General features: G+C 61.7%; 20 protein-coding genes and 1 tRNA gene. 9 read left to right on the top strand and 12 right to left on the bottom strand.

Annotated features, from left to right (window positions below; genetic code table 11):
* Positions 1-8: 8 nt before the first annotated feature.
* Positions 9-1,112 (top strand): DUF563 domain-containing protein, encoded by a 1,104-nt coding sequence (locus JK176_RS14125; protein ID WP_211588299.1) that lies wholly within the window; start codon positions 9-11, stop codon positions 1,110-1,112.
* A gap of 65 nt (positions 1,113-1,177) precedes the next feature.
* On the opposite strand, the gene JK176_RS14120 is transcribed toward JK176_RS14125, so the two are convergent.
* Both JK176_RS14120 and JK176_RS14115 read right to left on the bottom strand, forming a co-directional pair.
* Complete coding sequence (locus tag JK176_RS14120; protein WP_211588298.1) at positions 1,178-3,004, bottom strand: DEAD/DEAH box helicase; 1,827 nt, start codon at positions 3,002-3,004, stop codon at positions 1,178-1,180.
* Positions 3,005-3,131: 127 nt separating this feature from the next.
* Positions 3,132-3,782: a class I SAM-dependent methyltransferase gene (locus JK176_RS14115; RefSeq protein WP_211588297.1), complete on the bottom strand. Its 651-nt coding sequence runs from the start codon at positions 3,780-3,782 to the stop codon at positions 3,132-3,134.
* A gap of 84 nt (positions 3,783-3,866) precedes the next feature.
* Between JK176_RS14115 and dapF the strand changes: the two genes are divergently transcribed.
* The 3 genes from dapF to ftsY are packed head-to-tail and all read left to right on the top strand — an operon-like array spanning position 3,867 to position 6,862.
* The gene (dapF, locus tag JK176_RS14110) at positions 3,867-4,640 is read left to right on the top strand and encodes a diaminopimelate epimerase (protein ID WP_211588296.1); all 774 of its coding nucleotides are present in this window, start codon (positions 3,867-3,869) and stop codon (positions 4,638-4,640) included.
* The gene (locus tag JK176_RS14105) at positions 4,637-5,839 is read left to right on the top strand and encodes a radical SAM protein (protein WP_211588295.1); all 1,203 of its coding nucleotides are present in this window, start codon (positions 4,637-4,639) and stop codon (positions 5,837-5,839) included. The genes dapF and JK176_RS14105 overlap by 4 nt, the downstream gene beginning before the upstream one ends.
* 60 nt (positions 5,840-5,899) lie before the next feature.
* Positions 5,900-6,862, top strand: coding sequence for a signal recognition particle-docking protein FtsY (gene ftsY, locus JK176_RS14100; RefSeq protein WP_211588294.1), 963 nt, complete (start codon positions 5,900-5,902; stop codon positions 6,860-6,862).
* Positions 6,863-6,892: 30 nt separating this feature from the next.
* Here ftsY and JK176_RS14095 read toward each other — a convergent pair whose 3' ends face one another.
* The 7 genes from JK176_RS14095 to argC all read right to left on the bottom strand — a co-directional run bounded on the left by JK176_RS14095 (position 6,893) and on the right by argC (position 14,190).
* Positions 6,893-7,363 carry a hypothetical protein gene (locus JK176_RS14095; protein WP_194263155.1) on the bottom strand — a complete coding sequence of 157 codons (471 nt, stop codon included), beginning with the start codon at positions 7,361-7,363 and terminating at the stop codon, positions 6,893-6,895.
* 9 nt (positions 7,364-7,372) lie between these two features.
* Positions 7,373-9,343, bottom strand: a complete 1,971-nt coding sequence (locus JK176_RS14090; RefSeq protein ID WP_211588293.1) for a hypothetical protein — start codon at positions 9,341-9,343, stop codon at positions 7,373-7,375.
* A gap of 90 nt (positions 9,344-9,433) precedes the next feature.
* Positions 9,434-10,723, bottom strand: coding sequence for an adenylosuccinate synthase (locus JK176_RS14085; protein ID WP_211588292.1), 1,290 nt, complete (start codon positions 10,721-10,723; stop codon positions 9,434-9,436).
* 58 nt (positions 10,724-10,781) lie between these two features.
* Positions 10,782-11,921, bottom strand: coding sequence for an ATP phosphoribosyltransferase regulatory subunit (locus JK176_RS14080; protein ID WP_211588291.1), 1,140 nt, complete (start codon positions 11,919-11,921; stop codon positions 10,782-10,784).
* Positions 11,918-13,075, bottom strand: a complete 1,158-nt coding sequence (locus tag JK176_RS14075) for a phosphoserine transaminase (protein WP_211588290.1) — start codon at positions 13,073-13,075, stop codon at positions 11,918-11,920. Before JK176_RS14075 ends, JK176_RS14080 begins: the two co-directional genes overlap by 4 nt.
* Before the next feature lie 54 nt (positions 13,076-13,129).
* Positions 13,130-13,213, bottom strand: a tRNA-Leu gene (locus JK176_RS14070).
* Between the two features lie 77 nt (positions 13,214-13,290).
* Positions 13,291-14,190: an N-acetyl-gamma-glutamyl-phosphate reductase gene (argC, locus tag JK176_RS14065; protein WP_211588289.1), complete on the bottom strand. Its 900-nt coding sequence runs from the start codon at positions 14,188-14,190 to the stop codon at positions 13,291-13,293.
* Between the two features lie 147 nt (positions 14,191-14,337).
* Here argC and mazG point away from each other — a divergent pair, with 147 nt between their 5' ends.
* From mazG to JK176_RS14040, 5 genes are all read left to right on the top strand, one after another.
* Complete coding sequence (gene mazG / locus JK176_RS14060) at positions 14,338-15,141, top strand: nucleoside triphosphate pyrophosphohydrolase (protein ID WP_211588288.1); 804 nt, start codon at positions 14,338-14,340, stop codon at positions 15,139-15,141.
* A gap of 157 nt (positions 15,142-15,298) precedes the next feature.
* On the top strand, positions 15,299-15,562 hold the full coding sequence (locus JK176_RS14055; protein ID WP_211576587.1) for a hypothetical protein: 264 nt from the start codon (positions 15,299-15,301) through the stop codon (positions 15,560-15,562).
* 85 nt (positions 15,563-15,647) lie between these two features.
* A complete protein-coding gene (gene queA, locus JK176_RS14050) occupies positions 15,648-16,691 on the top strand; it encodes a tRNA preQ1(34) S-adenosylmethionine ribosyltransferase-isomerase QueA (RefSeq protein WP_211588287.1) in 1,044 nt (347 codons plus the stop codon).
* A gap of 29 nt (positions 16,692-16,720) precedes the next feature.
* On the top strand, positions 16,721-17,866 hold the full coding sequence (gene tgt / locus JK176_RS14045; protein ID WP_211588306.1) for a tRNA guanosine(34) transglycosylase Tgt: 1,146 nt from the start codon (positions 16,721-16,723) through the stop codon (positions 17,864-17,866).
* 132 nt (positions 17,867-17,998) lie between these two features.
* Entirely contained in the window at positions 17,999-19,048 is a 1,050-nt protein-coding gene (locus tag JK176_RS14040) for a purine nucleoside permease (protein WP_211588286.1), read from the top strand.
* On the opposite strand, the gene JK176_RS14035 is transcribed toward JK176_RS14040, so the two are convergent.
* From JK176_RS14035 to JK176_RS14025, 3 genes are read right to left on the bottom strand one after another with little or no spacing between them, the layout of a single operon-like run.
* The gene (locus JK176_RS14035; protein ID WP_211588285.1) at positions 19,021-19,911 is read right to left on the bottom strand and encodes a DUF817 domain-containing protein; all 891 of its coding nucleotides are present in this window, start codon (positions 19,909-19,911) and stop codon (positions 19,021-19,023) included. The two genes, JK176_RS14040 and JK176_RS14035, sit on opposite strands and share 28 nt — an antisense overlap.
* Before the next feature lie 3 nt (positions 19,912-19,914).
* Positions 19,915-20,991, bottom strand: coding sequence for a purine nucleoside permease (locus JK176_RS14030; protein WP_211588284.1), 1,077 nt, complete (start codon positions 20,989-20,991; stop codon positions 19,915-19,917).
* Positions 20,988-22,526 carry an adenosine deaminase gene (locus tag JK176_RS14025; RefSeq protein WP_211588283.1) on the bottom strand — a complete coding sequence of 513 codons (1,539 nt, stop codon included), beginning with the start codon at positions 22,524-22,526 and terminating at the stop codon, positions 20,988-20,990. The genes JK176_RS14030 and JK176_RS14025 overlap by 4 nt, the downstream gene beginning before the upstream one ends.
* Between the last annotated feature and the right edge of the window lie 12 nt (positions 22,527-22,538).

Below are 22,538 nucleotides of genomic sequence, written 5' to 3'. Positions count from 1 at the left end.
GCCAGACCATGCCGATTTTCTCCCGTCTCAGGCGTTTGCTGTCTCCACCAGCCGGACCTTCCGGTCTGGCGGAGATCGCCCGAAGCGTGACCATGCTCGAAACCTGCCCGGTGACGTGCGTCTCTTCGTCGGGCCTGTCCGACCTTCCCCATCCGGAGCGAAATCCGTTCCGGGATTGGGAAAGCATGCCGGTCACGGTCCAGCACTATGCCCTGCGCAATATCGTGCTGGACCAACCCCTGATGACCCTGCTGCATGCAGGCCATCCCGTCTCCGAAACAGCCTATGTTCAGCCCCCGGATGCTGTCCGCGCCCTGACGCTGCGCCCGGCCGACATGATAAGCTGCACGTCTTTCAAGGGCCTTACGGCAAGTTGCGTCGATCACTGGGCTTCGAATTACTATCACTGGGTCGCCCATACGATCCCGACCCTGCATGTCCTGTCCCTACAGGATAAGGCCGTTCGCCTTGTGCTGCCCGAACACATGCATCCCTGGCAGTTCGAGACGCTGGAGCTCTTCGGCCTGACGTCCGACGCCCATATCCGCCTGCAACAGGGGCGCCAGTACGCGTTCAAGGCGCTGGATTACATCACCTTCGTCAATGGAAGCGCGGATTTTGCCATCTCGGACCTCTCCCGTGCCGCCTATGCCCGTCTTCGACAGGCCGTGGGCGTCTCAGGCAAATCCACGGGTCGGCGGCTGTATATCGAACGCGGAGCTTCGGCCAACCGGCATGTTCCCAACGAAGCCGAAATGGCGGAGGGGCTGGAGAAACTCGGTTTTGAGCGCGTCCGTCCTGAAACCCTCTCCCTGACCGAACAGATCCGTCTGTTCAGCGAAGCCGAAATAGTCATGGGCATGCTCGGCGCCGGGATGGCCAATATTGCCTGGTGCCAGCCGGGAACCCTCGTTTACGAACTCGTTCCGTCCCACCACGTCAACCCGTGTTTCGCCGCGATGGCGACACAGGGTGGCCTGCGCTACTGGGCCGATGTCTTTCAGACGGCTGCCGCACAGGAAAACCATACAGACAATGCTTTAATCCCGCTCCCCGTCACAGATATCCTTGACCGCGTCCGGGATCTAACCGCCCGCCTGCCTCAGACCTAAAAACAAAACCCCGCCGAAGACCTGCTCCGGCGGGGTTTTACGTCACTCAGATCCTGAAAGACGGATCAGGAACGGCGCTTGCGGCTCGAACCATCGCCACGCGGGCCGTCGCCGCCTGCAGGCTTCTGACGGCTGAAGCCAGAACCGCCGCGTCCCTTGTAGCCGCTTCCGCCGCCAGCACCACCACGCGGGCCGCCCTTAAAGCCGCCGCCCGAACGGCCACCGCCGCCAAAACGCTTGCCTTCACCGGGATTACGACCACGGGGGCCCATGCCGCCAGCAGGCGCTTCAGACGGCTCGATCGTCACTTCATCAGCGTCCGCACCGGCGAGGCAGGACTTGAAGCGCGCAACGCTCTCATCGGCGATCTGGAAATAGGTCTGTTCCTGATCGATGCGGATGCTGCCAATTTCACGCTTCTGCACACCGCCCAGACGGCAGATCAGCGGAATCAGCCACTTCGGATCAGCGCGCTCGGTCCGGCCGACGCTCATTTTGAACCACTCGCCCGCCATGACGTGCTCTTCACGCGGCGCGCGCTCACCACGCTCGCCACGCTCTGTGTGACGCGGGGCTTCGACGGACATCGGGCGGACCTGCTCGACCTTCGGCAGACGCGCACGATACAGACCCACCAGCGCAGCTGCGAGCTTTGTGGCGTCGTATTTCTCGGCGAGCTGGTTGACCAGGTCGTCGGACATATCGTCCACGGCATTCGTCAGGATCGGATCGTCCATCAGACGGGTCTTGTCCTGCTCGGCAATCGCCGCAGCGGTCGGCACAGCTTCCCATTCCGCCTGAATCTTGGCCATATGAAGCAGACGTTCGGCCTTGCGACGCTGACTCACCGGAACCATCAGAACGCTGGTGCCTTTACGGCCCGCACGGCCCGTTCGGCCCGAACGGTGCAGCAAGGTCTCGGCAGCGGTCGGGATGCTGGCATGGATCACGAGGTTCAGGGCCGGGACATCAATACCACGGGCTGCAACGTCGGTTGCAACGCAGACACGCGCCTGACCGGAACGCAGGCTCTCGATCGCGCGGCTACGCTCGTTCTGACCCATCTCGCCGGAAATGGCGACAGATGCAAAACCACGCTCAAGCAGGGTTGCCTGAACCTGATTGACCATCATGCGGGTGTTGCAAAACACCATCGCCGTCGGGCTTTCGTAGAAACGAAGCACATTGACGAGCGAGCGCTCGATTTCCTGCGGCGGCGTGACAACACAGCGATAGGTGATGTCGGAATGCTGCTTCGCACCCGACACCGTGTCGATCCGCTCGGCATTCTTCTGGTAGCGGCGTGCGAGCGACGCGATCTCGCGAGCGATCGTTGCGGAGAACAGCAGGGTGCGACGCTCGGCCGGAGCAGCATCGAGAAGCTGCTCGAGTTCTTCACGGAAGCCCATATCCAGCATCTCGTCGGCTTCGTCGAGAATGACACAGCGCAGAGCGGACAGGTCGAGGGAGCCGCGCGACAGATGGTCGCACAGACGGCCCGGCGTGCCGACAACGATATGAACGCCACGGCTCAGTTCGCGGGCTTCGCTACGGGCATCAGTGCCGCCAATGCAGCTCGCAATGCGGGCACCAGTTTCGGCATAAAGCCATTTGAGTTCGGACTGGACCTGAAGCGCCAGCTCACGCGTCGGCGCGATCACGAGCGCCATGGGCTGAGGGGACGGCGGAAGGCGATCTGCGTCTCCAAGCAGGGTCGGAGCGATGGCCAGGCCGAAGGCGACGGTCTTGCCCGACCCCGTCTGCGCGGAAACCAGCAGGTCGCGCTCGTCCAGCCCCGGCTGCAGAACGGCTTCCTGAACAGGAGTCAGCTGTTCGTAGCCACGTGCCTCAAGGGCGCGCTTGAGGGCAGGATGGGTATCGGGAAAAGGCATATTTTATGAACACTCGGCAAACGTCACGCCGACGACAGGATGCGGCGGCTGGAATGCCGCTGCATAAAGACTTCCGCTTCAAAATACCAGAAAGAACGTATGCCGAGGTTTTTCTGGTGTTTGCGGCTCAGGTTCTGGGCTTGCGGCCAATCACGGCATGAACCGTATCGCGCCACGCCGTCAGATCTTCAGGGGGGACGACCTCGCCCGTATCCAGCTCCGCCAGACCGGTGCGGGACATAAGAACACTGACCAGCCGCACGCGGTCCGCAGGCTCCAGCGCCTGCCAGATCGCAACGGCCTTCGCCGCATGGAACTGGTCGGAAAATGTCAGGATCAGCGGCGCACCGGGCTTGAGCACACGCACGATTTCCATCAGCACAGCCAAAGGCTGCGTCAGATAGGCCAGACCGTCGCACAGTGTCACGGCATCGAAACTGTCATCTTCGAAAGGCAGGGTCGGCTCGTCATTAAGATCCTGCACGACCCGTTCGCTCAGAACCGGATTGGCCTCCAGAGCCGCTTTCGCAACCCCAAGCCCGACCACGCGCTGAAACTGCGCTTCCGTCGGATAGTGACTCAGCGCTCCGGCCATCAGATCCAGCACGGCGCCCCCAACCGGCAGAGCGGTCTGATACAGGGCCGTCACGGCTGTCTGCGCACCCATGTCCATCAGCGAATCCGGGATGCGCTGTGCATGGAAGATCGTGTCAGGCTCGTCGTTGGCACGCGTGAATGCCGCGACGTGCATTCCTTCAAGCTGTTCCGGGCCGCTCATATCCACTCCTTCTGATCCAGCAGCGGACATGAGGGCATGTTCCCCGTGCGTCAACCCGCAGGATGCTTTATGAGAAGGGCCACCATGAGCCTCTCCTTCACGAAAATGCACGGTCTGGGCAACGATTTCGTCGTCATCGACGCCCGCCAGAACGATCCCGCGCTCGACACGGACACCATCCGCCATCTATGCGACCGGCGCTTCGGAATCGGCTGCGACCAGCTCGTTCTCTTAACTGTCCCAACGCTGGACGGTGCGGACGTTCATGTCCGATTCTTCAATCCCGATGGTTCTGAAGCCGGAGCCTGCGGCAATGCGTCCCGCTGCGTGGCAAAATTCGTCGGTGGCACGCCCACACTCCAGACTGCTGCCGGTCTTCTTCCCACCGCACGCGACGGCGATCTTTTCACGATCGATATGGGCGTGCCCCGTCTGGACTGGCAGGACGTGCCGCTCTCGCAGGCCTGCGACACGCTGCATCTCCCCCTGCATGACGCCGCGGCCTGCTCGATGGGCAATCCCCATGCCACGATCTTCGGCGATGCCTCCCGCGCGGAAGCACTGGGAGCCGGACTCGAACAGGACGCTCTGTTCCCCGAACGCGCCAATATCGGATTCGCACAGATCCTCTCCCCGACCCATATGCGCCTGCGTGTCTGGGAACGTGGTGCCGGCCTAACGCTTGCCTGTGGGTCCGGCGCCTGCGCGGCCGTCGTGAATGCCGTGCGTCGCGGCCTCACGGAGCGCACCTGCACCGTCACCATGGATGGCGGCGACCTGCAAATCACCTGGCGCGCAGACGGCCATGTCCTCATGACAGGCCCCGCCGTCACGGTTTTCCACGGAACAACGGCGTGACCGCCTCCGTCCTGACCTTCGGCTGCCGCCTGAACGCGCATGAAAGCGACGGCATGGCCCATCATGCGCGCGGCCAGACCGACACCATCATCGTCAACACCTGCGCCGTGACAACCACCGCCGAGCGGCAGGCGCGACAGGCCATTCGTCGGGCGCATCGCGAAAATCCGGATGCCAAAATCGTCGTGACCGGTTGCGCTTCCGACATCGCACCGGATCGCTGGGCCGAACTGCCGGGCGTGGTTCGCGTCGTCCCCAACGAAGACAAGCTCAAACCCGCCATCTGGGGCGATCACGGTACGGGTCTGCCCCCGTCACGCCACGCCCGCGCTCTTCTTCAGGTGCAGCAGGGCTGCGATCACCGCTGCACGTTCTGCATCATCCCCTATGGCCGGGGCGATTCCCGCTCCACCCCAATGGAGGACGCCATCGCGCGCGCAGAGGCCCTTGTCGAAGCTGGTCATCAGGAAATCGTCCTGACCGGTGTGGACATTGCCTCCTGGCAAGGCACTGAAGGCAAGGGACTGGGCACGTTGTGCCGTGAACTGCTGCGCCGTGTTGAAGGTGTCCGGCGACTGCGCCTGTCGTCCATCGACCCTGTTCTTCTGGATGTAGAGACGGGGGATGCGGATCTGTGGTGGCTGCTGGAAAACGAGCCCCGCCTGATGCCGCATCTGCACCTCTCCCTGCAGGCCGGATCGGACCTCATTCTCAAGCGCATGAAGCGCCGTCATGATACCGCGGGCGTTGCGGCCACGCTGCGTCGCGTCCGCGCCATGCGTCCGGAAACAGGTGTGGGCGCTGATCTGATCGCGGGGTTCCCTACGGAAACCGAGGCTCTGTTTGAAGAGACCCGCGCCTTCATCGAAGAGCAGAAGATCCCTTTCCTACATGTCTTTCCCTACAGCGAACGCCCCGGCACCCCTGCGGCACGGATGCCCGCCGTTCCCAACGCCGAACGCCAGCAACGCGCGGCCCGACTCCGCGACGTGGGCGATAGAAACCGCGACCGTTTTCTCGAACGCCTCATCGGCACGGACTTCGATATTCTCGCCGAAACGGCCGATCGCGGCCATTCCCCCGAATTCGCCGCCATCCGCCTCGTCGGCGACGCACCCGCGCCAGTGCGGGGCAGTTTCGTCCCCGTCCGAGCTACCGGGCTGGAAAACGGGACACTTCTGGCGGAAATCCGCATCTGAAACACATTCAGGTCTTCCTGCGCTCTTGACGTCCGGCCCGACCTGTCCGAACTCCCATGCATGGCTGGATTTTTCTCACGACTCAAACAGGGTCTTTCACGCTCGAGTTCGCGTCTCGGCGCCGTCTTTACCCATCGCAAGCTGGACGAAACGGCTCTTGAGGAACTCGAAGACGAACTGATCGCGGCAGACCTCGGCCCTGCCGTCGCCGAACGCGTGATCGAAAGTTTTCGGAGCACGCGCTTCGGCAAGGACGTAACCAGCGACGAAATCCGCGAAACCCTCGCGACCGAAATCGCCCGCGTTCTGGAGCCGGTTGCAGTTCCTTTCGAGCCCGATCTGGCAAAAAAGCCCCATGTCGTTCTGGTGGTCGGGGTCAATGGCGTCGGCAAGACCACGACCATCGGCAAGATGGCCCGCCTCTATACCGAAGAAGGCAAGTCCGTGATGCTGGTTGCGGGAGATACTTTCCGCGCCGCCGCTGTCGAACAGCTCGAAGTCTGGGGTAAACGCGCCAATGTACCCGTCATTGCCGGAAAGCACGGTGCCGATGCAGCGGGACTGGCCTATGATGGCCTCAAGCGCGCAACCGAAGCTGGAACCGATATACTTCTGATCGACACGGCCGGACGCCTGCACAACAAGGGCGCGCTGATGGAGGAACTGGCCAAGGTCATTCGCGTCATGCAGAAATTCGACGAGACTGCGCCACACTCCGTCCTGCTTGTGCTGGATGCCACAACAGGTCAGAACGCCGTCGAACAGGTCCGTGTGTTCCGGGAGCTGGTCAACGTGACCGGACTGATCGTGACCAAGCTGGATGGCTCCGCCCGCGGTGGTATCGTCGTGGCCCTTGCGGAACAGTTCAAACTCCCCGTCCACATGGTTGGCGTCGGAGAACAGGCCGAAGACCTTCGTCCCTTTTCGGCGCAGGACTATGCCAAAGGTCTGGTCGGCGGCTCGAACGATCTGGCCTCAAGACTGATGGAAACCCCGGTCGAAGATACGCCCGCCGTCGAATAAGGCTTCAAGCTCTGCGATCTGCGAGAAATCTCAGTTCGCAGGAGCACCTTCGTCCGAAGACATCCATTCGTCCTGAAGATACGCGATCCGTTTTTCGATGGATTTGCGCTCGCGTCGTGCCACTTCCGCATTCCAGAGTCGCCCACCAATGGCTGAAGCCTCCGCCACAAGCCACGCCGCACCAGCCGCCAGCCAGTCCAGCGCCAGTGTTACGGGTTGGGTAATCTGCGCGATGCAGGTCTCCCAGTCGCCGTTGGCCGCCCAGGCTTCGTGCAGGGGATGTACCATGACCGCGCCAACATAAAACAGAACGATCATGAGACGCTGACCATCCGCATTCGGATCAAACAGTTTCAGAGCCACCAGAGGCAACAGCAGCACACCGGCAACAAGCAGACTTCCGGGCACATAGGACAGCATCAGGCCAATGATGATTCCGTGCCACCACCGAAATCCCGGAGCACGGAGCGTTCCCGCTTCTGCCGACCTAACAGACGCCATAAATCTTCCTCACTGGCAGAATTCCAGCCAGATACTTGCCATTGCGACTGCGATGCCTGTCAGAAGAGAAAAGAACTCACCGGAGTTTCGCGCCTCGCGATCATTGGCGGCTTTGCGTTCAGGCGCTTCATCGAGAACACGCATCAGATTGCTAATTTCGGCTTCGGCTTCCTGAGCCTGCCTCTGGTCCAGCCGCAGACCCGTTGGATCGTTGACCGTTGCCAGAAAGACGCCCAGATTTCCGTTTTCGGCTGCTTTTCCCAGACGCACGCGCCGACGGGCACGCGCACTCTTGCTCCGCCACTGGCGCAGCTCCGCCTCAAGCAGAGGCAAAGCCCGCTGCGCCAGAAAACTGAGTGGCGCGGTGTCGAATTTCCTCTGAACTGCTGCGAGCAGGGTCAGATCCGCCAGCCAGCCTGGCAACCCGGCTTTCTGTGATTGCGACAAAGGAACAACTCCCTGACGCGCGCAATGCGCCTCAAGGAAAGAGCGCATCTGATCATCCAGAAAACCGCTTCGCCCCAGCATGTCATCCGGCAGGTCTTCAATGCCCACATGGCGGTTCAGCCACTGCAACAGCCCTTCCGGCACGGAGATCCGCGCATCCAGACATTTTTTTGAAAGACACGGAAGATAACTGTTCATCTCATAGGGGAAACGCCTGACCAGTTCCGCTCCTTTAAGAGCTATCCGCCGCGCTGCCGTCGACAACGCCGTGATCTGCCGCCCCTGTCTCTGCGGAAGATGGGCCGACAGGAAGGCATCCGGGTTCCCCGCCATAAAGCTCAGGATATTGCGGACCGTTCGTTCATCGTCCGGGTTATCAGGCCTAACGGTTGCCTGAACCATCATCTGTGGCAACGCCTCGGGCCAGAACCATATTCCTCCCCAAAACATGGGCGCAGCGGGATCAAGCACGGAAATCGCATGCGTGATGACCATCGTCGCCGGATCGACTGCCTTGCTTCCGCCCGCAGGAAGAAACGAGGCGCTGGCCTGTTCGATCAGGCTCGCCATCACGGAGAGCTCAAGCTCCCCATGGAGCCAGTTACTGACGACTTTCCTTTGCAGCAGCGCGGAAAACTCGGTGGGGTGGCGTCCGGCGTACCATGCCAGGGCCTGAGGCGTATGCACGGCGTTTCCGCCGATCATGAGCGGAATGCGGGCGGGAATGACCGGGCGGACCGTAAAAACCTTGCTCGGCGCTATCGTCACCAGATCGCGTGGAGAAGGGCGATTATGCGGATCATCCGCCAGCATGGCGGTCAGGAGGGACCGCAGCCCGACAGGAACTTTCTGGTCCTGCATATAAGCCGCAGGCGTACCGATCTCGAAGCGTCGCTTGAGGATCTCCGCGTCGGACAGTCCTTCAAGAGGCAGTTTCCCAATCGCAAGCGCGAGAATAATCACACCCAGCGAGAAGATGTCGCAATCCGTCGTCCCCTCGCCCCGCGCAGACGGACGGCAGACCGCCGAAGACAGGGGTTCGAACAGAACAGGCTGTTTTTCAGCAGGCGCGGTAACACCCAATGGCCCGAGCACGACTTTGTGCAGTCCCTGCCCGACGAACATGTTGTCCGGGCGGATGCTGCGGCAGGTCAGATTGGCTGCTTCCAGCTTCTGGAGAAGCCCGGCAAACGGGCGGATGACGCCATCAATCAGCTGGCTCTCGGTCCACAGACCGAGACTTTCAGCAAGAGACGGGCCGGGAGGATGGGGACAGAGAACCCATAAAGCACCCTGGCAGTATTCATGGGTCTGAATCGGAATCACGCTCTCATGACGAAAGAACATGAATTCGGAAAGACGGGCGGAAGGCACGAAGGGAGCCAGTGCAAGATAGGACGCCCCGGAGGCCGTCATGTCCTGCGCGCCATATGTCGCACAACCACCGAAATCAGGCTGTTTGTGATCCAGGCTGATCAGATACCGCTCGGCAATGAGCAGTTCCTGGCTGTTATCTGCCTGCGTGTCGGCCATCGAAATCCCGCTGTTTCCCTGTCCGGTCCTTTTGTGCCGGACAGGGATTGAGACTTCGTTAATGCAACGACCGATTCCGGTCGTGAGAGATCAGTCTTCGAACGGATCGCGCATCAGGATGGTGTCGTCGCGTTCCGGGCTGGTGGACAGCAGCGTCACCGGAGCTTCGATCAGTTCCTCGATGCGGCGGACATATTTGATGGCCTGGGCGGGCAGCTCGGCCCAGGATCGTGCGCCAGCGGTCGTTTCTTTCCAGCCCGGCATCGTTTCATAAACCGGCTTGACGCGAGACTGCGCGCCCGGAGCGGACGGGAAGGTTTCGATTTTCTGGCCGTCCAGCTCATAGCCCACGCAGATCGAAATCTCGTCCAGACCATCCAGAACGTCCAGCTTCGTCAGGGCGATGCCGCTGACGCCACCGACGCGAACGGCGCGACGGATCAGAACCGCATCGAACCAGCCGCAACGGCGGGGACGGCCTGTGACAGTGCCGAATTCATGACCACGCTCCCCGAGGGTCCGGCCGGTCTGGTCATGCAGTTCGGTCGGGAACGGTCCCTCGCCCACGCGGGTCGTGTAAGCCTTGGCAATTCCGAGCACGAAGCCTACGGAAGACGGGCTGACACCGCTGCCCGAAGCTGCCACAGCCGCAACCGTGTTGGAGCTCGTGACATACGGATAGGTGCCGTGATCGACGTCCAGCATGACAGCCTGCGCACCTTCGAACAGGATGCGACGACCGGCGCGACGGGCTTCGTCCAGACGGTCCCAGACCTGGCAGGAGAACGGCAGAAGGCGCGGCGTGATCTCGGTCAGGAAGTCCTTGAGCTGCTCCTTCGTGAAGGTCTCGGCACCCAGACCGGCCAGCAGCGTGTTGTGATGCAGGAGCAGTTCGTCCAGCTTCCAGTCCAGCGTCTCGGGCTCGGCCAGATCGCAGATACGGATGGCGCGACGGGCGACCTTGTCTTCATAGGCTGGGCCGATGCCACGACCGGTCGTGCCGATCTTATGCTCACCACGGGCAGCTTCACGCGCACGATCGAGCGCACCATGAACCGGCAGGATCAGCGGAGCGTTCTCGGCAATCCACAGCGTCTCGGGCGTTACGACGAGGCCCTGTGCGGTTACGCGGTCGATCTCGGTCATCAGGGCTTTCGGGTCCACGACGACGCCATTGCCAATCACGCCGATCTTGCCGCGCACCAGACCGGACGGCAGCAGGGACAGCTTGTAGACCTGCTCACCCACGACCAGCGTGTGACCGGCATTGTGGCCACCCTGAAAGCGGACAACGATATCGGCACGGCTGGCGAGCCAGTCGACAATTTTGCCTTTACCCTCGTCTCCCCACTGGGTTCCGATCACGGTGACGTTGGACATGAGCTGACTTCCTAGAACTGACAATACGAGACGGGAGAAACGAAAGGGACCGGCAAGGTCAGAGCGGCTGGGCCGCCTCGTCCTTCCAGACATGGGTGCAACGCAGATGCTGCGCCTGAGCGAGCGCGTCCTCGTCATGAGACAGGGCGGACACCGTGGCATAACCGGCCTTGTGCAAGCCTGAAAGACGGGATGCGTCCAGATCGACAGGCACATAACAGCGCGGGCGCGACGCAGGCACCGGGGCTGCACGCAAAAGGGCCTGCGGGCGGAGCGTCAGGCCGCAGGCAGGCTCCTGCCCCGCCAGATAGCGTCCACCGCGCCCCAACTCCTCACGCGAACTGGTCGAAAATACCGTTACGCAAAGACCGGTATGATAGCGCCAGCCCCGGAAATCCACGGGATCAATCGTCAGGCGCAGATCGGGGCTGCGCTCGCGGATCGCTGCCACGGAGGCTGCAAGACGTTCGAAATGTCCGGCAATATCCTTGGGATAATCTAGTTCAGCCAGCAGATCCAGCGCGCGGTCAGCAGGCCCAGCAGCGCGCAGCATGACGGCCAGCATTCCGGCGACCGGGCCGCCCAGTTCCGCCACGGCACTGGCATCCTTGCGGTCCAGCGCATGCAGCAGGGGTTCGCGGTCGGCTTCGGGGATAACGCCTTCGATCAGGCCCAGCGCCAGAGCGGGCATGGACAGATCGAACGACACGCCCTCGATTCCCAGTTCCGCAAGCGCCTTTGCGCCGAGCGCAATGACTTCCGCATCGGCCTGCGCACTGTCGGGGCCGATCAATTCGATGCCGGCCTGCGAGACCTGACGATCGGCTTCACGGCCCGGCGTGCCGACAACAATACAGCTTCCCGAATACGACAGGCGTAGAGGACGGGGCGCGTCCTGAAGACGGATGCTCGCGATCCGGGCAATCTGCGTCGTCATATCCGGACGCAGCGCCATCATACGATGCGAGTTCGGATCCATCAGACGGAAGGTCTGGGGCGCGAGGGATTCTCCCGAACCACCCAGAAGAGAGCTTTCAAATTCCAGCAGAGGGGGCCGGACGCGCTGATAGCCGTGACGGGAAAACGCTTCCATCACGCTGGCAATGCCACGGGCTTCGGCTTCGGCCTCACCGGGCAGCAGGTCTGCAAAACCGGACGGCAGCAGGGCGGCGCTTGGGCTTTCGGAATACAGACTCATGCCGAAAACTCCAGACGGGTCTGTTCATGCGCCCAGTCGAGCCAGGGCAACAGCGCTTCAATATCAGCCGTCTCGACCGTCGCCCCGCCCCAGATCCGCAGACCGGCGGGGGCATCGCGATAGGCAGCCAGATCGTAACCGGCATCTTCCTTTGCAACGAGCCCGGTCAGATGCTTGACCGCCTTGCCCTTCGCCTCTTCAGACAGGCTTTCAAACCATGGCGCCGTGATTTTCAGACAGATGGACGTGCTGGACCGGGTCTCTTCCCGGACAGAGAGGAACGACACCCAGTCCGCCGTTTCGATCCATTGGGCAACAGCCGCCAGATTTTGCTGCGAGCGGGCTTTCAGGGCGGAAAGACCGCCGATCTGTTCGGCCCAGCGCAGACCGTCCAGCGCGTCCTCGACGCAGAGCATGGACGGCGTGTTGATCGTATCGCCTTCGAAAATGGCTTCGATCAGGCCCTTTTTATTAGCCAGACGAAAAATCTTGGGCAGCGGACGCGGGGAGGGTTGCGACAGGCGGGCAGCGGCACGCGGGCTGAGCGCCACCATGCCATGCGCGGCCTCGCCCCCCAGTGCCTTCTGCCAGGACCATGTTACAATATCGAGCCGATCCCAGGGCAGATCCATCGCAAAAGCGGCGGAGGTCGCGTCACAGATGACCAAACCTTCGTGCTCGGCCGGAATGACGTCAGCATTGGGGATGCGGACACCCGATGTCGTGCCGTTCCATGTCAGAACGACATCGCGGCTCCAGTCCACAGCGGTCAGATCCGGCAGTTCGCCATAAGGCGCGTCCAGAACGCGCAGATCTTCGATTTTCAGAACGTCGCGCAGATCCTGCGCCCAGGTTCCAGAAAAGCTTTCAAAGGACAGGACATCAATTCCGCGCTCACCAGCAAGAGCCCACAGAATCATTTCCACGGCCCCCGTATCGGAGGCCGGAACGATTCCAACGCGCCAGTCCGACGGAATACCGAGCAAATCTTTGGAGCGGGTGATGACCTCTTTAAGGCGCACACGGCCCTCGGGTGCACGGTGCGATCGGCCCAGCAGAGCCTGATCCAGGCCGGTCAGAGTCCATCCGGGACGCTTGGCGCAGGGACCTGAAGAGAAGAACGGGCGAGAGGGTTTGACAGTCGGCTTGGACATGCACGTTCCGGGCTGATCGGTCCTGAGGTCATTCCGGCAGAAAATGACCGTTCATGGTGCGAGAGAGGGGACTCGAACCCCTATGCCTTTCGGCGGTCGATTTTGAGCCGACTGCGTCTACCGTTCCGCCACTCTCGCGCGGGCAGCCCGGACCCTAATGCATTCCCCGCAAAAGGGCCAGAGTGCAAAATCCGAGCCGTGTGAAATAACGTGCGTTACAGACCCAGCATCAACAGCAGGTTCTGGATGGCCGCGCCCGAAGCCCCCTTGCCCAGATTGTCCAGCCGCGCAGTCAGAACGACCTGTTCGCCGTTATGATGCACCCGCAGTTCCATATCGTCGGTATGAGCCAGAGTGTCCGCCACAAGCTGCGTCTCGGCGGGCACAACACGCACATGGGCGCATCCGGCATAGGCGTCCTGAAGCACGGCTTCGATCTCGGCCGCCGAAGGCTGACCGGGCAGGTCGTTCAGATGCAGCGGGATGGACACGATCATACCCTGAGGGAAATGCCCGACCGACGGCACGAAAATCGGCTGGCGCGTCAGGCCGGAATAGTGCCGGATTTCGGGCAGATGCTTGTGCTTGAGATTGAGCCCATACAGAAAGAACGCCGGACCGCCGTTCTTTTCATGCTCTTCGATCGCCACGCGCCCTGCGCCGCTATAGCCCGAGACAGCGTTGATCGAGACGGGATGATCGGCCGGAAGCAGTCCTGCCCGAACCAGAGGCCGCATCAGGGCAATGGCGCCCGTCGGATAACAGCCGGGATTGGCGACAAACCGCGCGCCCTTGATGGCAGCCGCCTGTTCCGCATCCATTTCAGGAAAGCCGTAAATCCAGCCATCCGCGATCCGATGCGCGGTGCTGGCATCCAGAATCCGGACATCCAGCCCCTCGGCCAGCGCTACGATTTCGCAGGCGGCTTCATCCGGCAGACACAGGATGGCGACATCGGCCTGTTCGAGCATGGAACGACGGGCGGCCTTGTCCTTACGCAGATCCAGCGCGATCGACAGGATTTCCAGACCATAGGACGCCGGAAGCGCTTCGATCCTCTGGCGGATTCCCAGACCCGTCGTGCCTGCTTCTCCGTCAATGAAAATGCGTGCCATGCGCCTGCAACCCCGTCTGTAAATCCGTTCCGGAAGACGTTTTACGTCGGGAATGTCAGGCTGTCACGCGCAGGGCGCATCCGGCGCTTTCATCCATAAGGCGGCACGGCTATGAACCTCTGAGCACGATAACAAGAGGATCTTCCCATGCCCCAGTCCAACCGGCCGTCCTCCCCGCCGTCCCCACGGCAGATCGACCGCCTGCTGGACATCATGAAGCGCCTGCGGGACCCGCAAGGCGGCTGCCCCTGGGACGTGGAACAGACCCCCGCCACGATCGCCCCCTTCGCAATCGAGGAAGCCTATGAAGTCATGGACGCCATCGCCCGTGACGACCACGAGGCCATTCCCGACGAACTGGGGGACCTGCTGCTTCAGGTCGTCTTTCAGGCCCAGATGGCCGAGGAAGCCGGGCATTTCGATTTCGAAACCGTGGCAGGACTGATCGCCGACAAGCTCGTGCGCCGTCACCCGCATGTTTTCGGCGATGCGGCTCTGGATGACGATTCCTGGGAGCGGGAAAAAGACGCCGAACGTCAGCGCAAGGCCGAATACGGCGCACTGGCCGGTGTTGCTCTCCCCCTCCCCGCCCTGATGCGCGCCGCGAAACTGAGCCGCCGCGCCGCCCGCGTGGGTTTCGACTGGGACGACCCCACCGGCATTCTCGACAAGGTTCATGAAGAGATCGACGAACTGAAAGCCGAACTCGGCGGAGACCGGGACCGCATCGAGGACGAACTGGGCGACGTTCTGTTCACCGTCGCAAGTCTGGCCCGCAAGTTCGATATCGACCCCGAAGCGGCCCTTCGCCGGAGCAATGCCAAATTCACCCGCCGCTTTGAAGCGATGGAAGCCATGCTTGCGCGGAAAGGGCAGACCATGGCCGAGCAGGATCTGCCAACCATGGAAGCACTCTGGCAGGAAGCAAAGACACTTCCGGGCATGAAATGACATCTTGATTACAGGTCATGCCTTCCCTGCGAATGAAACTGCCACGGATACCATAGCCGAATACACTCCGTATCACTCGGTTACAGGAGCCCTTATCCTTTCTTAACCTTCTGATCCGAAACTGGTCTTCGTTTCTTCCCAACGGAGTCTTTTCATCATGACAGGCATTTCTTCCATTGGCTCTTCCGCCATGAGCAGCCTTTACAGCGCGAACAGTGCGTCATCTTCCAGCGCATCCTCATCGTCCAGCAGCAGTTCCTCCACGCAGGAAACCACGACAACCAAACTGAATGCCGACGGCTCCACGACGACCATCGTCGAGGACGCCCAGGGCAACATCATTTCCGAGACGACTTCCGGCGGATCTTCGAACTCTGGCTCCAGCAGCGATACAAGCCATCTGCTCAGCGTTTCGGCCTGAAACGCACACCTGCTACACAAAAAGATACGTCAGGCCCGCGGGTCTGACGTTTTCATGCGGGCCGAACCTGCTAGAGAACGTTCCCATGACGGACGATCTCGCCCCCTTCGATTTCGAACTCCCCCGCGATCACATCGCGACGGAACCTGCACGCCCGCGTGACAGTGCAACGCTGCTGCATGTCCGGCCCGGTCTGACGCCTGACCCGCATGTGATCCGCGACCTGCCGGATTTCCTGCGAGAAGGCGATCTGCTGATTGCCAACAATACAGCCGTCATCCGCGCCCAGCTTGCTGCTACGCGCGGAGAAGCCAAGATCGGCCTGACGCTCGACCGTATTCTGGCGGATGGAAGCTGGCATGCCCTGGCGCGCAATTCGCGCAAGCTGAAGCCGCAGGACGTCCTGCATTTCGGAGACGATCCCGTCACGGCCACCGTTGTCGAAAACGAAGGCGACGGCGCAGTCAGCATCCGCTTCTCGGTTGAAGGCGATGCGTTCGACGCATTTCTGGAACGGGTCGGCGCGCTGGCCCTGCCCCCTTATATCGAACGCCCCTTCGGCCCGACGAAGCAGGACGATACGGATTACCGCACCATTTTCTCGCAGTATCGCGGCGCTGTGGCAGCCCCCACGGCGGGCCTGCATTTCACGCCTGAACTACTGGCAGCACTGGACGCAAAAGGCATCCAGCGCCGGACCCTGACGCTTCATGTCGGCGCGGGCACGTTCCTGCCCGTCCGCTCCACCATTGCCGAGCATAAGATGCACGCGGAATGGGGTGAGATCGACGCCGAAACCGCCGCCGCCATCAACGAGACCCGCGCCCGCGGCGGTCGGATCGTAGCCGTCGGCACAACGTCACTTCGACTTTTGGAAAGCGCGGCCCGCGAAGACGGGACCGTGGCCTCATGGCGTGGCGAAACCTCCATTTTCATCAAACCCAGATACCGCTTCAAGGCGGTGGACGTCCTGATGACCAATTTCCATCTGCCGCGTTCGACGCTGTTCATGCTCGTCTGCGCGTTCAGCGGCACCGAGACCATGCGTGAGGCCTATGCCTACGCCATCGCCAACGGATTGCGGTTCTATTCGTATGGCGATGCCTGCCTGCTGGAGCGCGCACCATGAGCGACCACAAAACCGATCACGCCACCAAAATGACCTGGGTGCCTGAAGCAACCTACGGTATGGCGCGCGCGGGCCATCTGCACACCCGCCACGGCACAGTCCCGACCCCAACCTTCATGCCGGTCGGCACCGTCGGCACGGTCAAGGGCATGACAATGGACGCCGTGCGCTCCACGGGTGCGGGCATCGTTCTGGGCAACACTTATCATCTGATGCTGCGCCCCACGGCGGACCGTGTGCAGAAGCTGGGCGGCCTGCACAGAATGATGGACTGGCCCGGCCCGATCCTGACTGATTCCGGCGGGTTTCAGGTCATGTCACTCGGCGCGCTGCGCAAGCTCGATGAAGACGGCGTGACGTTCCGCTCACATATCGACGGCAGCAAGCACCGCCTGACACCGGAAATCTCGACCGACATCCAGTTCAAGCTCGATGCGACCATCACCATGGCGTTCGACGAATGTCCGGCCCTGCCCGCCACACCCGAAGCCCTGCGCAAATCCATGGAAATGTCCATGCGCTGGGCCGCCCGCTCCCGCGAGGCTTTCGTGGCGCGTGAGGGATACGGTCAGTTCGGCATCGTGCAGGGCGGCACCGAGCGGGACTTACGCGAATATTCCATCAAGGCCCTGACCGAGATTGGCTTTGAAGGCTATGCGATCGGCGGCCTGGCCGTGGGCGAAGGTCAGGAACTGATGTTCTCGACGCTGGACTTCACCACGCCAATGCTGCCGCAGGACAAGGCGCGGTATCTGATGGGCGTCGGCACGCCGGACGACCTGCTGGGCGCGGTCATGCGCGGCGTGGACATGTTCGATTGCGTGATGCCCTCGCGCGCGGGTCGCACGGCCCGCGCCTATACCGAGCGCGGCGCCATCAATCTGCGGAACGCCCGTTTCGCCGAAGACACTCGCACGCTGACACCTCATGACGATACACCCGTCGCCGGTCGCTACAGCCGCGCCTATCTGCATCATCTGTTCCGCGCGAACGAAATGCTCGGCCCGATGCTGCTGACATGGCATAATCTGGCCTATTACCAGCGCCTGATGCGCCAGATCCGCGCCGCCATCGTAGACGGTACGCTCGATGCACTTGCCGTAAAGCTGCGCGAAGACTGGGCCAAAGGCGACTGGACCGAAGACGAATGGCCCATGCCAGATCTGGCCCTGTAAGCTGGGGCTTTGCCCCAGACCCCACAAAGGGCCTCAGTCCCTTTGATCCCGATTTATAAATTGGGGTGAAGGGGTCAAGACCCCTTCCGGGTGCAGGGCAGAGCCCTGCCTCACCTTCAGAAAGACCCTTCGATGCGCAACGTCGTTTCCGCTTTCATTCTAGGCACCGCTCTCGCAACCGGAACGGCCCTCGCTGCGCCGGAAGAAATCCGCGTTCTGGTCGTGGCGAACTTCGAAGTCGGGCACGATACCGGGGACGCGCCCGGCGAGTATCAGGACTGGGTGGAACGTCTGCATCTGGACGAAACCGTCTCCATCCGCGGCGTCCCGGACCAGCTCCGCCGCAATAAGGATGGCGTGTACGGCATCGTCCTGCGCCATGGCGATATGGATCTGCACGCACTGGCACTCGATCCGCGCTTTGACCTGCACCACACCTACTGGCTGTTCACCGGCATTTCCGGCGTCAATCCGAATATGGCATCGGTCGGCAGCGTCGCCTGGGCGCAATGGGTCGTGGATGCGGACGCCCTGCGCGAAATCGACGACCGCACCATTCCGAAGGGCTGGCCTTACGGCCTCTACGCCATCGGTGCGAGCCGTCCGGACACCCTGCCCGACAACCCGAACCATTATGGCTCCGTGACGGATGTGGCGCAATTAACCAAGGCCTATCCGCTCAACCGTGGTCTGGCGCGCTGGGCTTTTGCCCTGAGCCAGAACGTAAAACTCTCGGATGATCCGGTGATTGCCGAACGTCGCAGAGCGTGGGCCGGTTATCCGCAAGCGCAGAAGCCGCCGATGGTGCTGATGGGCGAGACGCTGGGTACCGAGCGCTACTGGCATGGCGCGGAACGCAACCGCTGGGCCGAAAACTGGGTCTCGATGTGGACGAAAGGTCAGGGACATTTCGTCATGACTAATGAGGAAAGCCAGCACTACCAGTACGACATGCGGATGCTGGCACGGCTGGGCTATGTTGATCCGGAGCGGATTATGGTCCTGCGCTCAGGCAGCAATTTCGATATGCCCCCGCCCGGCGTTTCGGTCACGGCGTCCATGGGAGACGAAGGACCGGGGCAGGCCGTCGCCTATGACAACAACGAACGCGCTGGAGAGCCGGTCGTGCGCGAACTGGCCACACACTGGGACCGCTACCGCGACCACGTTCCGACACGCTGACCAGAGGTCGCAGCCCGGGTTTTTGCGGTCGGATAAAACCGGTTTCGATCCAGCAGCGTGACGGTCATGAAGGCGACGTAAAGCAGCAGGTACCACGATCCCATCTTGCTGAAACCGACCATCTGGTGCCCATGCTGCCCCGCATAACGCCAGATGCCGCTCGTCGTGCAGACATTTTCGGCAATCCAGAGCGCAACACTCGACAGGAACGCGGCCAGAGGCAGCGGCATCCACCAGTCGCGCTGTGTGATCCGGAAATGGATCATGGTGCGACCATAGACCGCGAGCGTGCCCATAAAGAGTGCATATCGAAGGTCGGGAATGAAATGATGCGAGAAGAAGTTGACGTAAATCAGCAGCGCCAGACCAAATGTCTGCCAGAATGGCGGATAAGGGATGAAGCGCATGTCGAAAATACGAATGGCGCGCGCCATGTAACTGCCGACGCTGGCATACATGAAGCCTGAAAACAGCGGTACATCCATCACACGAAAGAAACAGGGTTCGGGATAGCCCCAGGCGCCCACGCGGACCTTGAACCACTCCATGGCCGTTCCCGTCAGATGGAACAGCACGATGACGCGCGCTTCCGTCCAGGTTTCCAGCTTCAGTGCAAGGAAAAGAAGCTGGACCACGATGGCGAACACGAACAGCGCATCATAGCGGTGCACCGGCCATGCGGGCTGCCAGAAAACGCTCGTGAGCAGGGCCGCCCCCAGCAAGAGGCCGCCAAACAGCGCGGCCCAGCCCTGTTTGAGCACGAACAGGATAGCATCCCGCAGGACAGGCGGCAGCCGATTTCGCGCCCAGTTCCCCATCCGGCGTTCGAGAACACCGGTCTGGAGAGGCGGCTGATCAGACATGCTTCATTGCGCCGACGGCAAGGCCTTGCCGTACCGATCCCAGTGCGTCGCCAGTTCCTTCACGACCACACTTCCCACAGTATAGGCTGCATCGACCGAAGCCTGAAATCCTGAAAAGCCCGTCTCATGCGCTTCGTCCGACAGAAGCTGCGCCGCACTCTGGCCCGGCGGGGGCATGTCGAAATTGCTGGCCGTCCGCAGGATCAGCGCACGCTTCGGATCAACGCTTCCGGCCTTGCCCTGAAGCGCCAGTGCCTGACAGAACGCGACGTCTTCTTCCGCCGTCGTGGCCATCACGCCCTGTCCATCCGTCCAGTATTTCACCCAGCGCTCGGCCCACTGGTTCATTTTCGCGCCGACCCAGAACGTCTCGCCAGAAATCGTGTCGCCAAGCTGGACGGAAGGCGGTTTCTGGGCTGCGGCAAAGCCGGTGTAACGCAGGCGCGAGGCCTTCAAACCGTCATTGTCGGGAAGCGTGATGTCCTTCGTCAGCCCATAGGCCCACTGCACGAGGGCCGGGTCGAGCGTGTATTCCATGTCCCCCATGCCGGAATGGAGCGCAGGGCGCGGCTTTTCATCCGGAGTGCTGCCCTGCACGGGCGTAAACCCGTCCGGCCATGAGGCAGGAATTTCACGCGGGTCCACCAGATGAGACAGGCCACCATTGATAACGCGCGGCGCCCAGACGGCCGAGCCGATGGTGCCAAAATTCGGATCAATCCCGCCAATCCCTGCCAGCACGAAATAGGCATGTCGCAGATCGAACCGCGGATCGAGCACGAGGGCCGTGATGGCCGAGGCCATGTGCTCCGGTCCCTCGCCGCTCGCGATGCCCAGAACATGCAGATCCGGATTGTAGTGCATCACGTCATGATCGGTGCCGGGGGCCGGGATCGTCTGCTGCAGGGGCAGTTTCTCGATCCAGTTCTGGTATTCGCCCGCTGTATCGCCCGTATCCTTGCCGATCTCGAACGTCGTGACGACGACGACGCGAACGGGGATCGGGGCATGGGCCAACGCCAGACCAGACACACAGAAGGACAGGAGCGCGGCCCCGAAAACGGTTGAGACAGATTTCACTGATAGAGACCCTCATGTGTGACAGCGGCTTCGAACGTACCGAACCGCTCTTCAAGCGCCCATTGCAGACGGGCTTTTTCGCTGGATTTCAAAAACGCCGAGCAGGACGCGGATGTGACAGGCAAAGTCCGGCAGGCCGGAACGAACTGCCCCGGCTGATGATCGGACCATAAGCTTGGGCCTGGCACGAACGCATACTCCAGCCCGGCGCGGGACAGCGTTTTCAGATCGGCATAGGACAGATCATAGGTCTGAGCCGCACGGACATATTCCTGTGTCAGATCCCCACGTGAGACGCCCTCATCATCCGTGGACAACGCCATCGGCACCCCGGCGCGGCGATACAGCGAAAACGGATGGGCCGCGCCTTTAACGCCGAGGATTTCGTCATTGCTGGTCAGGTTGATTTCCACCATTACAGAACGCCGCGCCATTTCGGACAGCAGCGATTCAGGATCGTCCTCCAGCGCCACATCCACGCCGTGCCCGATCCGGCTGGCACCCGCCACATCGACGGCTGCGCGAATATGATGACGCAGACCCTCCGTGGGCACGAGGCCCGTCGTGAGTTCGCCGGCATGCAAGCTCAGCTTCACGCCCGGATACACGCCGTTCAGGAAATGGAACATCCGCATATGCAGGTCGTAATCGCGCATGGCGGTCGCGTCGTCTTCAGGGGCGACGATATTCAGCCCGACGAAGCGCGGATCGGCTTTCACAGTCGCATATCCGGCATCGAGCTGCGCATAAACGGCCTGAGGCGGCAGCGTCCGCAAGGTCTGGAACAGATAGCGCACCGTGACCGCGCATCCCGGATGGGCCTGCGGTGTTCCACATTTCAGCACGTCCCGGGCCTGAGCCTCCATCCGGTCCGTCTCGGCGCGCGCCTTCTGCACCAGTGCCGGAATTTCCGGAACGAGCGCCTGATGCGCGAAAGCGAGGTCGTCGCCCCGCAACGGATGATGGAAACCGGCCCCAATCATCGGACCAATCCCGGGCGAGATCATCAGTTCCAGATACGTCACATGGTCGCGCGCGGCACGGTCGCGGGCTTCGGCCAGCATTTCGCCCTCATGCGCGTCGGCAATGGCGTTAAATCGTGCGAAGGTCGCGAAGAAATGGTCATGGCCGGAAGCATCCCCCGGCGACGGCACGAAATCGCGCATGGACAGCGCATCGATCAGCGCATTTTCCGATCCCGCATGGTGCGACAGGTCGGCAGCAGGAAATTCGCCGTCTCCCGGATGGGTGCAGGCATGGTCGAGAATGCGTTTTTCCGTCAGGGACACGCACAATCCATCGCGTGCAGCCCAGTCTAGCATACTCTCAGCATAAATCGCGCCAGCCAGATGATTGTGCAGATCCGCCCCTTTGGGAAAATCCCGCAGGAACATGTTCAGACGCACCGGATCGTTCCGGACGTGATCGTAAACCTGCGCGGCGGACGAGGCAGCCTGTGCGACCGGATGCAGTGCCAGAACGGAAATCATGCCCAGAACAGCAGCGGGCAGAATGGAGCGGAAAGGATATCGCATGGCCCAACGATG

Source organism: Gluconobacter sp. Dm-73 (genome assembly GCF_018256215.1).
Classification (GTDB): domain Bacteria; phylum Pseudomonadota; class Alphaproteobacteria; order Acetobacterales; family Acetobacteraceae; genus Gluconobacter; species Gluconobacter cadivus.
Note: the sequence above shows the minus strand (reverse complement) of the source record. Positions and strands in the feature narration are given on the sequence as shown.